We start from the raw sequence: 12591 nt of genomic DNA, 5'->3' as shown, positions 1-12591 counted from the left end.
ACAACAGTTTATAAACTTTAAAAATGTGATTTATGTATCAAAATATAAATTTCATTAATTTTATTTTAGAATTTCTTAAAATTACAAAAAAAGACCCTATACCCAATAAAATTTAGGTATAGGACCTTTAAAAGTATCTATACTGACGCCCCTAAAATAAAGGTAACTAACGTCGTTAACAATCCGGTTATAACATTTCGTAAAATTGTTTTGCTAGTTGAAACCTCAGAGTTGTGTGTACAAACTACTGCATTAATTGATAATGAGGCAATCATCGCAATTAATGTAAATACCACGCGATGTTCTGGTCTTGCTAGAATCATCGTCAATAATGGAATCATTGCCCCAATTATAAATGAGCAGAAAGAACTGGCTGCAGCATGAAACGGCATTAAGATATCGTTCTTTTGCAATTTTATCGGACAATTTTCACAGTCTTCATTTTCCAACTGACTTTGTCTTTCCATTGTTTTTTCTTGAATATCTCTTTGGGTACTTACAGATATCCATTCTCCACCAGCCATTGAACAAGCTCCAGCTAGCATGCCAGACAAACCACTGATTAAAAGGGTCTTACTATTAAGATTAGCCCCTGCAGCACCTAACACGATTCCAGATACTGAAATAATCCCATCATTGGCACCTAAAATACTAGCCCTTATAACATTTAAGCTATCCCAAAAAAAATTAGTCTTAACTTTCAATACATACGTAACTTTCAATTTGTACACTTCCTCACGAAATATAAAAATAATACCGTTTTTATATACATATTTAAATTATATAAACCGCTTTCATTACGATTAAATTATACATCATATGAGTAATTAGTACTAATTTAGCAAAATTTATAATTATATACATGTTTCACAATAATATAAAAAAGCATACTTAAAAAGCATGCTTTTTTATAATTAACCTACACTACCATCCATTTGATACTCAATCAATCTATTCAATTCGACTGCATATTCCATTGGTAGTTCTTTAGTAAATGGTTCAACAAATCCCATAATAATCATTTCAGTAGCCTTTTCTTCAGAAATACCTCTACTCATCAAATAGTAAAGCTGATCTTCAGAAATTTTAGAAACTTTAGCTTCATGTTCCATTGAAACATTACTATTTAATACTTCATTAAATGGAATTGTATCACTTGAAGACTCATCATCCATAATGATAGTGTCACATTCAACGTGCGCAAACGAACCATCACTATCTCTATTAAACCTTACATACCCACGATAGTCAGCAATTCCTCCATCTTTACAGAGAGATTTTGATACAGTTGACGAATATGTATTCTTAGCATTATGAATCATTCTTGCACCAGTATCAGAGTCAATACCTTTGCCCGCAAATGCAATAGATAACATATTTCCATGTGCACCTTCACCATCTAAATAGATACTTGGATATTTCATAGTTACTTTAGAACCAAGGTTACCGTCTACCCATTCCATAGTAGCATTTTCCAAAGCTCTGGCACGTTTTGTTTCCAAACTATATACGTTGTTGGACCAGTTTTGGATTGTTGTATAACGGCAATAAGCATCCTTCAAAACATTTACTTCAACAACTGCCGCATGTAAGGAATCTTGTGAATAATTAGGAGCTGTACAACCTTCTACATAGTTAACACTAGCACCTTCATCGACAATGATTAGTGTTCTTTCAAATTGTCCTGAATTTCCGGCATTAATTCGGAAGTAACTTTGAATAGGTGTTTCAACTTTCACTCCCTTAGGCACATAAATAAATGTTCCTCCAGACCAAACAGCAGTATTAAGCGCGGCCATCTTATTATCATCTGCTGGTATTAACTTTCCAAAATATTCTTTTACTAATTCCGGATATTCTTGAACTGCAGAATCTGTATCCATAAATATGATACCTTTTTTGGCAAAATCTTCTTTCATATTATGGTAAACAACTTCTGATTCATATTGAGCAGAAGAACCAGCTAAATATTTACGTTCAGCTTCTGGTACGCCTAAGCGATCAAAGGTATCTTTAATTTCTTGTGGAACATCTTCCCATTTTCTAGCTACTGTATCAGTATCACGTCTAAAATAATTAATATGATCTAAATCCAATTCTGACAAATCTGGTCCAAAATTAGCCATCTTCAAAGTCTTGTACTTTTCATAAGCAGCCAATCTAATATCCAACATCCATTCAGGTTCATTTTTAGCTTTAGAAATATTTCTTACAACTTCTTCACTAAGACCTTCACCAGTTGTATATATTGGTTCAATATCATCTTTAAAGCCATATTTATATTGGCCACCAATGTCTTTTATATCTTCACTAATCATTCTTTTCACCCTTTCCTTCATACTTCTCAATAAGTTGATAAATTGCCTTCCATGATAACATTGCGCATTTAATTCGAGCTGGGAATTGTTTAACCCCTTCTAAAATTATTGCCTCACCTAAAACTTTTCTATCAGGTTTTACTTCTTTTGTAATCATATCGGAAAATGACAATACCATGTTTTTTATTGTATCGAAGTCTTTATTTAATACTTCATTTGTCATAATACTTGCGGATGATTGAGAAATTGTGCAACCATAGCCATCAAAAGCAATATCTTTTATCTTATTATCCTCAATTAATGCAGTTAAGGTAATAACATCGCCACAAGTTGGATTTCTCAATTCAACTTCAACACTTTTATTTTCTAATTTACCTTTATGTCGTGGATGGTTAGCTTCTTCTAAAATTGCTTGTCGATATAAATTATTTAAATTACTCATATTTGGAAAAATTCCTCTACTTTCTTTAGAGAATCTACTAATTTGTCGATTTCTTCATAAGTATTATAAAAATAGAAACTTGCTCTCAAAGTAGCACTCACACCTAACCAATCCATAAGTGGTTGTGCACAATGGTGACCAGCTCTAACTGCAATTCCATCAGCATCTAAAAAAGTTGCTACATCGTGGGGATGAATACCTTTCAAATTAAAGGATACTACTCCACATCTTTGATCAGGATCTTTGGGACCATAAATTTCAATAGTCTTAATATTAGCTAACTTTTCAAGTGCATACTTTTGTAAGTCCTCATCGTTCCGAGCCACATTTTCCATTCCGATTTCTTCCAAATAATCAATCGCTGCACCAAGACCTAGTACACCTTCAATATTTTGCGTTCCACCTTCAAAGTTCCAAGGAATCTCTTTGAATGTTGATTTTTCAGTTGTTACACTGTCAATCATTTCTCCACCATATTCTAAAGGATGCATTTTTTCTAAGAGTTCATACTTTCCCCATAGAACACCAATTCCAGTAGGTCCTAACATCTTATGTCCCGAAAATACATAGAAGTCTGCCTCTAAATCTTGCATGTCTACCGGCAAATGTGGTACAGATTGAGCACCATCAACTACTAAAATTGCATTACTTTGATGAACAATAGCTGCAATTTCTTTAATTGGATTAATTGTTCCTAAAACGTTAGAAACATGAGTAACTGCTACAATCTTTGTTTTATCAGTAATCTTTTGCTTTAAATCGTCTAAATCAAGTTTGCCTTCTTCAGTTAAAGTTACATACTTTACCTTTAGATTCTTTTCTTGTGCAATTGCTTGCCATGGAACAATGTTACTGTGATGCTCCATATAGGTGGTAACAATTTCATCGCCTTCATGTAAGTTATATCTAACATAACCTTGTGCTATCCAGTTCAAACTTTGAGTTGTTCCCTTGGTAAAAAGTACTTCCTCATCGCGATAAGCATTAATAAAATTTGCCACTTTATGTCTTACATTTTCATATTTATCAGTTGTTTCGACTGCTAAATTGTAGACACCACGATGAATATTACTATTGTAATTATTATAGTAGTCAGCAATTTCGTCAATTACTTGCTTAGGCTTTTGCGAAGTAGCTGCACTATCTAAGTAAGTTAAAGGCTGATCGTTCATTTTAGTTTCTAAAAGAGGAAAATCTTTTCTTAAATCACTAGTTTTCTTCATCATAACTTACCTTTCTTTCAATCAATTCACTAAACTCATTGCGAATTTCTTTCAAAGGTATTTCATCTAAAACAGGAGCTAGGAAACCTCTAATTACTAATTTTTCAGCTAAACGTTTTTGTAAGCCACGACTCATTAAGTAATATAATTGTTCAGGATTTACACGACCAATACTTGCCGCATGTCCTGCAGTAACATCATTATCATCAATTAGCAAAATTGGATTAGCATCCCCTCTAGCTTGTGGAGATAACATTAAAATACGACTTTCTTGTTGTGCATCAGAGCCTTTACTTCTCTTCATTACATGTCCAATGCCGTTGAAAGTTAGTTCGGATGCATCTAAAGCAACACCATGTTGTAAGATATGGCCGATCGTATTCTTTCCAATATTTGTAACTCGTGTATCAATTCCTTGAATTTGATCACTTGTTGAAATACCTACGACTTTTAATTCAGCATGAGAGCCATCGCCAACTAAATCAGAATCAAAATCACCGATTGTTAAACCAGAATTCATCATACCCATTGCCCAGTCAATCTTGGAATCTCTTTGTAAGTATCCACGACGATTCATATAGGCAGTTGTGTTCTTACTTAAATTATCGACACTAGCAAAGTGAATTCGACTTCCATCACCAGCGATAACTTCAACTACGATGTTAGCTGTATTTTTCTTATCACCATCTGTTTTTAAACGTTCTACATAAGATAGTGAACTATTTGCTTCTGTAACAATTAGTACATGATGAACATAATCTTCCTCAACTCGTGAATTTTGAATATATTCGCATGTTAATGGTGTTTCTAAGTCTACATTTTTAGGTACATAAACCAAAACTCCACTTTGAAGATTTGCTACATGTTCTGCTAACAGGCGATTATCGTCCATTTTTAATCCTTTTTCCATAAAGTATTTCTTCATAATGTCTTCATGATTAATCAAAGCATCTTCAAAGTCTTCGACAATTACACCCTTATCAAGAAATTCTGATGGTAACTTAATTTGTGCCTTATTACTAGCATATTGATAGACATCAGCGTTAGTATCAAATTTAGGTTGATCATCAATTACACTCGTCCCATCAACATTTATATCCCAGTCATGATACTTAATTTTTTGGAAACTAGGCAATTTAGTAGTTTCAATTAATTGTTTAGCTTCATTTCGCTTAGCTCTAAACCATTCGGGCTCTTTTCGAAGTTCAATCAATTCATCTATGGATAATTGTTTCATTGTATAAGCCCCCTAAGCATTTTCATCAACTAATTTAATATCTAGACCAAGTTCATCACGAAGTTTTGCGTATCCTTCTTTTTCCAAACGAATTGCCAAATCTGGGCCACCAGTTTTGACAAGTTGACCATCCATCATAACATGTACATAATCTGGAACGATGTAGTTCAAGAGTCTTTGATAGTGAGTAATAATCAAAGATCCAAAATTATCGCCACGCATTTGGTTGACACCACGAGAAACAACTTTAAGTGCATCAATATCTAGTCCAGAGTCAATTTCATCTAATATTGCGAATTCAGGTCTGATCATCATCATCTGCATAATTTCATTACGTTTCTTTTCACCACCAGAAAAGCCTTCGTTTAAATATCTATCAGCCATTTCTTCAGACATATCCAATGTTTCTAATGTTTCATCTAAACGTTTGATGAAATCCATTAAAGGAATCGGATCATCTTTGGGACGACGAGCATTGATCGCACTCTTAACAAATTCTGCATTAGTTACTCCTGGAATTTCTTGTGGATATTGCATCGCTAAAAATAGTCCCATTCTAGCACGTTCATCAACTGGTAAATCAATGATACTTTTACCATTCAATAAAATATCTCCCTTTGTAATCTTGTAAGCAGGATCTCCCATAATAGTTGAAGAAAGTGTTGATTTCCCAGTACCATTCGGACCCATAATTGCATGAATTTCACCAGTCGACATCTTTAAATTAACGCCCTTTAAAATTTCCTTTCCTTCAACAGTTACATGTAAATCTTTAACTTCTAATACTGACATTTAAATCACCACTATAAAATAGTTACCTTTCCTGGAATTTTCTTATCAATAACATTATAAGACAAATTACTTAACTTAACGATTGGATTTAAGTATTTTTACAATATATTCCCTTAAATTTATTTGTAATTAAGTAATAATCTTTATAATAAGTTTACAAATATAGAATAACGCTTACATATAACATAATCAATACTCTTATACAAATTATTTAGCGCAACTTAAAAACTCGCCTAGAAATCATTCTAGACGAGTTCTTACCTATTTAATATAAGCGTATTTGTAGTTCCATTGTGTACCTGCAGTATTTTGAATAATACCCTTTACTTTGGTATTTTGCATATAAGATGTTGTTTGTTGATATAGAGGCGTTACCCCTTGATCAGCATTAAAGATTCGAGCTGCTTTTACTAAATCTTCCCAACGCTTATTAGCATCATTGGCATCTTCATTTTGCGCTTTTTCAATTAAAGCATCATATTCTTTATTAGAATATTTTCCATAATTGTACGAAGTTCCTGTAACTGGAATTTGCATGAATGTGATTGGATCTTTGAAGTCTCCACCCCAACCTGATACATAAATATCATAGTTACCTTTGCGAGCTTTAGATAATGCACTATTTCCAGGAATGTTTTGCACAGAAATCTTAATTCCCGGTAGTACCTTTGTATATTGTGATTGTAAATATTGAGTTAAGGCATCATTATTAGCCATTTCATTAGAAGCTAAAATTGTGAAATTTAAATTCTTTTCACCAATTTCTTGTAATCCCTTCTTCCAATATTTCTTAGCTAATTTTTCATTATAATCAACCGTATTATCTACTTTTTGTTCTTCTGCGAAATCTTTACCTGTGCTTGGATTAGAAGCTAAATCAGATGCTACAAATCCAGTTGGTACATTAGAGCCATCACCGAAGACTTTCTTTGTAAGTGTCTTTCTATCGATTGCTAATGATAGAGCTAACCTAATATTTTTATTATTTAGTGCTTTACGATTTACTTCATTAGAATCATTAAAGTTGTAGTCTAGATACGCAACGTAAGAATAAGAGTATTGTTTGAATTCTGGCTTGTTATGTAAATTCTTAACTTGTTCACTAGATAATGGTGTTAAATCTAACTTGCCTTGTTGGAATAATTGATAGCCTGTATTGGTATTCTTAACTACTTGATAATTAATCTTTTGTAGTTTCACTACTTTTTTATCCCAATATTGATTGTTCTTTACAAATGACCATTTATCCGAAGTACCATTCCAATCTTTAACTTTAAATGGTCCTGAATACACCATGTATTTAGAATTAGTTCCATATTTCTTACCATACTTTTGTACTACTTTTTCATTTTGTGGTCCAAATAATGGATATGTCATTAAGACTTTAAAATATGATATAGGTCTATCTAATGTAATAACAACCTTATTATCACCTTCAGCCTTTATCCCTAACTTATCAGCTGACATTTTACCCTCATTAATAGCTTGAGCATTCTTTACATCATAGAACAAATAAGCATATGGCGAAGCTGTCTTAGGATCAATTGTTCTTCTCCAGGAATATACAAAATCTTGAGCAGTAATCTTATCACCGTTACTCCACTTTGCATCTCTCAAAGTAAAAGTCCATGTTTTGCCATCTTGTGAAACCTGACCACTCTTAGCTAGTCCAGGGGTTACTTTACCATCTTTACCTAGTCGATAAAAGCTTTCAAAAACATTTCCTGTTTGACCATAACCAGTAGATTTAGAAATATCAATAGTATCTAATGGTCCAGTTGTACTTAAATTTAAAATTTGTTTAGAATTTTCACTAGTAGATTTTCCACATGCAACTAACAAAACTGCGGTTAAACTTATAAATATTCCAGTAATAATTGCTTTAATTTTTTTCATCTTTATTTTCTCCTTTATGTAAGATGTGTTTTTAATCTATAAACAGTTCATCATCCATCCTTCCAGATAAACAAAAAGGACTTGCAACTCCAAAAAATTAGAATCGCAAGTCCAGTTATTATTATCTCATATAATCTAACTGATTAAATTAATCTGCATCGGTACCGATAATAAATATATACAGTTTAATCCAATCTTGGAAGTGTGAATCTAATTTTCTGCATGCCAAAATCCATGTTGCCTACTGGACAACATGTTACTAAACAACAACATTGTGTATTGATAAATTTTGACATAATATTCACACTCCTCTCATTTCTTTAATCAAATCATATAACCTTACTATACTTTTGTCAATAAATTTTAATTATAAGTTTGCATTTTCTAATTTTTGGCAAAAATAATATTACTTATTTAATAAACTCTCTGATTCAGCTAAATTACTTGCTCGTTCCAATTTAGAATCATTTAAATCATCTATCATTTCTAAAATATAATGATTTATTCTATATGTTTCCTTTCAATTATTATCTATTTAAATGTATGGTCCAAGTTAAATGGAATAAAAAAACAACATCCCCGTCAACAACGAGGATGTCTTCGATTGTGGTATGTAGAACCTTACTGAGAATGACTAAGTTATCCAAACTAGGTAGTGAGCTACCAGATAACCATTTATAAATGGATTGCGGATTCTCAAATCCCATAACTGATTGAATATCACGTACACTGTACCCATTGTTTTTGAATAAACTTTTTAGATTAGCACCAGTTTTTTCTGAATTTATCGAAATATACATTGGCTCCACGAAATCACCTCAATTTAATTATACATACCTCGAACATTTAATACCAAAAATAGCCAACGCAAAATTTGCATTGACTAAAAATTATGTAAACCGACGCGTATTGGCTTACGTGGGATACTCTTGTATCTGGACTTATTAGACTACTGAATCAGACTAGCACATCATGGCTAGCAACTTCCACGATCTAGTCCGCATTTCAAGTTCAGGGCATAGACCTTTTCCTATCCAATTTTCACCAAACATGTGCAATGTTCCAATTAATGTAATATTGTCGATTTTGGCTACTCAAACCTTACTCGTCAGTTATAGTTACGTTACCACAACTTCACGACACGAATTCTTAATTGATATTCTTCTTTGGTTCCTAAGGTAATCAGCCTTAATTAACTGAAGATGGCATATTGCGAATCCCTGACGGCAAGTGTCTTAGTTTCAGATATGAGTCCCCTTGCTTCTCTCTACACAACTTTTTTCGTTGCTCCCAATTAGTACTACCTAAGTGGAAATTAGAAAAAATAAACGTATCCGTATATTTCGTCATAGTAGTTATTAAGAGACGTATGGCTAGGCGGCTTGTCACACCTTATCCACTAGCTTCATCGGTACACTTATATACTAACAAAGCTTAGGTCATTAAACTATAAACTGTTAGGTTAATTTTTGCGATTTCGACATAGGACCAATTTCTTAATTTATGCAAAACAAACTTTGATATCGCTTTATTTGCATAAATTTTAGAATTTCTCCTGTGTCTATATCTAAAAATTTAATATTTTACTGTTAAAAAAGACACCAGATTTCTCTAGTGTCTTCATCAATTATTCAACTCTAATATTTTCTAACCTAAAAATTCAAAAACATCTTTGCGGTCATATAGCTTAAATACTTTTTCAAATAAGAATTGACCAACAAGTGACGCAATAACTGGAATAACTAACCATGCTAGCAATGCTGCGACAACGCCTAGGCCTTTTTCAATTGATGCTAATGGTCCTACTAAACCTACTAAACCAAAACCACCGGAAGCAGGAGAACCTGAAATTGACATCAAAGCTACAGGAACTGCAGAAATTATTGCTGTAAAGAAACATGGTACTAAGATAATTGGACGTCTAAATAAGTTAGGCATCATCATCTTCATCGCACCTAAGGCAATCGCGATTGTTACCCCTGGCTTGTTAACTTTCCATGAGTTTACTACAAGTACAAGTGTTGTTGCAGCAACTCCCATTGCAGCAGCACCAGCAGCTAAGCCGTTAACTTGGATAGCCATTGCAATCGCTACTGTTGAAATTGGAGAGATAATTAACACTGCAAAAGAGCAGGCAATTAAAATACACATTAAAACTGGTTGTAATTCTGTAAATGTGTTAATCACATTACCAATTGCGGAAGTTATCGCTGTAACATATGGATACATATAGAATCCAATTAAGCCAGCACCTGCTCCTACTACAATTGGTGTTAAAACGATTGCTACTGATCCAAATTTATCGCCTATCAACAGAATTAATCCAACTGCAATCGCTGCTGTTAACATAGTATTAATAATATCCCCTGTTCCAGCACCTACATAAGCTCCTGTCTTATTCAACGCTGGAAAGTATTTAATTACGCCAGAACCTACAAATGCGGCTCCACCAACTACGGTCATCTTCATGCCATCAAAGCCAAACTTTTGAGCAATCAATGTACCAATAATTAAAGGTGTTCCTAATTGGAAAATAATTGCTGCTTGTCCTAAATGTACGGCAAAAGGATTAGTGCCGAACATCTTGAGGATAGCGGCAAGAACAGCATTAGGAATTAAACCAACTATAATTCCGATGGCAGTACCGCCTAAAACACGATCAATGAAAACTTTGGGTGTAATCTTTGTTGTTTCCAAATTCGTCACCTTCTTTATGTAAAATATACATATATTATAAGTGACGTTGTGAGCAATGTAAATATATTTTTCTTTAGTTTCTTTACTTCATTAGAAGAAAGTGTAAAAAATTAATTAAATTTAACCTTTATATTTAAGTATTCTGTTATAATAAATGGTATACTATATATTGTAAAGGTTATCATACACACAAGGAGGTATTTTTTATGGTTTCAATCAAAATGTTTGGTGTTCGTGATGAAGAACGTCCAATGGCTGAAAACTGGGCAAAGGAACACAACGTTAAAATTGATATGACTAGTGACATCCTTACATCTGATACTATCGATGAAGTTAAGGGTTTTGACGGTCTAACTTTAATGCAGGTAGCAGAAGTTACAGATGACTTATATCCTAAATTGAAAGAATTTGGTATCAAACAAATCGCACAACGTAGTGCTGGTTATGATATGTACAATTTAGATGCTGCTAAAGAAAATGGCATTATTATTACTAACGTGCCTAGCTACTCCCCAGAATCAATTGCTGAATACACTGTAACTACAGCATTGAACTTAGTACGTAAATTCCCATTAATTGAAAAACGTGTTAAAGAACATAATTTCTCATGGGAACCTGAAATCAGAGGTCGTGTTATCGGCGATATGACAGTTGCTGTTATCGGAACTGGTCGTATTGGTTACCATGTAGCTAAAATCTTCCATGGTTTTGGTGCTAAAGTTGTCGGCTATGATCTATATCCTAGTGACAAATTAGACGGTATCTTAGAATATCGTGATTCCGTAGAAGATGCTATCCGCGATGCAGACATTATTTCTTTACATATGCCTGCTTTCAAGGAAAACCATCACATGTTTAACTACGAAATGTTCAAGAAATTCAAATCTAACGCTGTATTAGTTAACATGGCTCGTGGTGCTTTAATTGATACAGAAGATTTATTGAAAGCTTTAGACGATGGCCTTTTAGCTGGAGCTGGTCTTGATGTTTACGAACACGAAGGTCCATTAGTTCCTATTGACCTAACTGGAAAAGATATTGAAGACGAAACATTCAAGAAAGTACTTGAATCTGATAAGATTATCTACTCACCACACGTAGCATACTACACTGATGAAGCTGTTAGAAACTTAGTTGAAGGTGGTTTAAATGCTACTTTGGAAGTATTGGAAACTGGCAATGCTTCAACACGTGTAAACTAATTAGTTTAATCCTAATAAAAACCTCTGAGAATCCATCTCAGAGGTTTTTTGTTATACTTACTATAAGTTATTTATATTTTCATCACCATATAGACTTTCCCAGTCATTTCTAAAATCTACCACAGCTTGAGAAATAGATGGCATCTTAAAAGCAGATGCTACAATATCAGGACCAACTGTTACAGCTTGAGCACCATTGCTTAATGCTTCATTTACTTGTGCTACATTATGGAAACTTGCAGCTAAAATTTTAGTATTACTATTATCTAAGTTAATTCTTTTAGCTAGATTTCTAATAACCTCAGCTGAATCAATATTTTGATTTAACATTCTATTATAGTAAGGAGCCAAGTAGTCAGCACCAACATTAATTGCTTGATAACCTTGAAATTCCGTATAAATTGCGGTTGCTGTTACCCTAATTCCTTCAGCCTTTAGTTTTTTCATGACTTCTAACCCATCTAAAGTAGTTGGAACTTTAATATATACATCCTTGCCTACTTCATCTACAATTTTGTGAGCTTCATCTATCATTCCAGATACAGAAGGTGCTACAACTTGTACGTGGAGTTCTCTTTCATCTCCAATAATTTCCTTTATTTTTTTTAGATGTACGAATAAATCATCGCCTACTCCAGCTTTTTTTAGGATCGTTGGATTAGAAGTTACTCCTTTAACATTTAATTTATCACAGTAATATTTAATCTTTTTCAAATCAACTGTATCTAATAAAAATTCCATATCTATTTTGTCCTTTCATGCTAAAAAAGCATAGAGAAACCTC

Annotated in this window: 11 protein-coding genes; 1 reads left to right on the top strand and 10 read right to left on the bottom strand. The window is 33.2% G+C overall.

Annotation, left to right across the window (positions count from 1 at the left end; translation table 11 throughout):
- Window positions 1–137 precede the first annotated feature (137 nt).
- From PTA89_RS09875 to PTA89_RS09835, 9 genes are all read right to left on the bottom strand, one after another.
- Entirely contained in the window at window positions 138–722 is a 585-nt protein-coding gene (locus PTA89_RS09875) for a VIT1/CCC1 transporter family protein (RefSeq protein ID WP_003706788.1), read from the bottom strand.
- Between the two features lie 192 nt (window positions 723–914).
- Window positions 915–2318, bottom strand: coding sequence for a Fe-S cluster assembly protein SufB (gene sufB / locus PTA89_RS09870; protein ID WP_003699483.1), 1404 nt, complete (start codon window positions 2316–2318; stop codon window positions 915–917).
- On the bottom strand, window positions 2311–2760 hold the full coding sequence (gene sufU / locus PTA89_RS09865) for a Fe-S cluster assembly sulfur transfer protein SufU (RefSeq protein ID WP_003706789.1): 450 nt from the start codon (window positions 2758–2760) through the stop codon (window positions 2311–2313). Before sufU ends, sufB begins: the two co-directional genes overlap by 8 nt.
- Window positions 2757–3983 carry an aminotransferase class V-fold PLP-dependent enzyme gene (locus PTA89_RS09860; protein ID WP_324177529.1) on the bottom strand — a complete coding sequence of 409 codons (1227 nt, stop codon included), beginning with the start codon at window positions 3981–3983 and terminating at the stop codon, window positions 2757–2759. The genes sufU and PTA89_RS09860 overlap by 4 nt, the downstream gene beginning before the upstream one ends.
- Entirely contained in the window at window positions 3970–5220 is a 1251-nt protein-coding gene (gene sufD, locus PTA89_RS09855) for a Fe-S cluster assembly protein SufD (RefSeq protein ID WP_003699479.1), read from the bottom strand. The genes PTA89_RS09860 and sufD overlap by 14 nt, the downstream gene beginning before the upstream one ends.
- Window positions 5221–5232: 12 nt before the next feature.
- Entirely contained in the window at window positions 5233–6012 is a 780-nt protein-coding gene (gene sufC / locus PTA89_RS09850) for a Fe-S cluster assembly ATPase SufC (protein WP_003702968.1), read from the bottom strand.
- A 261-nt stretch (window positions 6013–6273) separates the two neighbouring features.
- Window positions 6274–7908 (bottom strand): peptide ABC transporter substrate-binding protein, encoded by a 1635-nt coding sequence (locus tag PTA89_RS09845; protein ID WP_324177476.1) that lies wholly within the window; start codon window positions 7906–7908, stop codon window positions 6274–6276.
- 527 nt (window positions 7909–8435) lie between these two features.
- Window positions 8436–8708, bottom strand: a complete 273-nt coding sequence (locus tag PTA89_RS09840; RefSeq protein WP_225355960.1) for a helix-turn-helix domain-containing protein — start codon at window positions 8706–8708, stop codon at window positions 8436–8438.
- Between the two features lie 847 nt (window positions 8709–9555).
- Window positions 9556–10605: a PTS sugar transporter subunit IIC gene (locus PTA89_RS09835; protein WP_081538421.1), complete on the bottom strand. Its 1050-nt coding sequence runs from the start codon at window positions 10603–10605 to the stop codon at window positions 9556–9558.
- A 206-nt stretch (window positions 10606–10811) separates the two neighbouring features.
- Here PTA89_RS09835 and PTA89_RS09830 point away from each other — a divergent pair, with 206 nt between their 5' ends.
- On the top strand, window positions 10812–11807 hold the full coding sequence (locus tag PTA89_RS09830) for a D-2-hydroxyacid dehydrogenase (protein ID WP_324177475.1): 996 nt from the start codon (window positions 10812–10814) through the stop codon (window positions 11805–11807).
- A gap of 60 nt (window positions 11808–11867) precedes the next feature.
- Here PTA89_RS09830 and PTA89_RS09825 read toward each other — a convergent pair whose 3' ends face one another.
- Window positions 11868–12548 carry a fructose-6-phosphate aldolase gene (locus PTA89_RS09825; protein ID WP_289582885.1) on the bottom strand — a complete coding sequence of 227 codons (681 nt, stop codon included), beginning with the start codon at window positions 12546–12548 and terminating at the stop codon, window positions 11868–11870.
- Between the last annotated feature and the right edge of the window lie 43 nt (window positions 12549–12591).

The organism is Ligilactobacillus salivarius (assembly GCF_035231985.1).
Taxonomy (GTDB): domain Bacteria; phylum Bacillota; class Bacilli; order Lactobacillales; family Lactobacillaceae; genus Ligilactobacillus; species Ligilactobacillus salivarius.
Note: the sequence above shows the minus strand (reverse complement) of the source record. Positions and strands in the feature narration are given on the sequence as shown.

Bases quoted from the DNA above. Each gene is read 5' to 3' on its own strand.
- sufB (WP_003699483.1), bottom strand. From the start codon at position 2,318: ATGATTAGTGAAGATATAAAAGACATTGGTGGCCAATATAAATATGGC.
- sufD (WP_003699479.1), bottom strand. From the start codon at position 5,220: ATGAAACAATTATCCATAGATGAATTGATTGAACTTCGAAAAGAGCCC.
- PTA89_RS09825 (WP_289582885.1), bottom strand. From the start codon at position 12,548: ATGGAATTTTTATTAGATACAGTTGATTTGAAAAAGATTAAATATTAC.
- PTA89_RS09840 (WP_225355960.1), bottom strand. From the start codon at position 8,708: ATGTATATTTCGATAAATTCAGAAAAAACTGGTGCTAATCTAAAAAGT.
- PTA89_RS09830 (WP_324177475.1), top strand. From the start codon at position 10,812: ATGGTTTCAATCAAAATGTTTGGTGTTCGTGATGAAGAACGTCCAATG.
- sufC (WP_003702968.1), bottom strand. From the start codon at position 6,012: ATGTCAGTATTAGAAGTTAAAGATTTACATGTAACTGTTGAAGGAAAG.
- PTA89_RS09845 (WP_324177476.1), bottom strand. From the start codon at position 7,908: ATGAAAAAAATTAAAGCAATTATTACTGGAATATTTATAAGTTTAACC.
- sufU (WP_003706789.1), bottom strand. From the start codon at position 2,760: ATGAGTAATTTAAATAATTTATATCGACAAGCAATTTTAGAAGAAGCT.
- PTA89_RS09860 (WP_324177529.1), bottom strand. From the start codon at position 3,983: ATGAAGAAAACTAGTGATTTAAGAAAAGATTTTCCTCTTTTAGAAACT.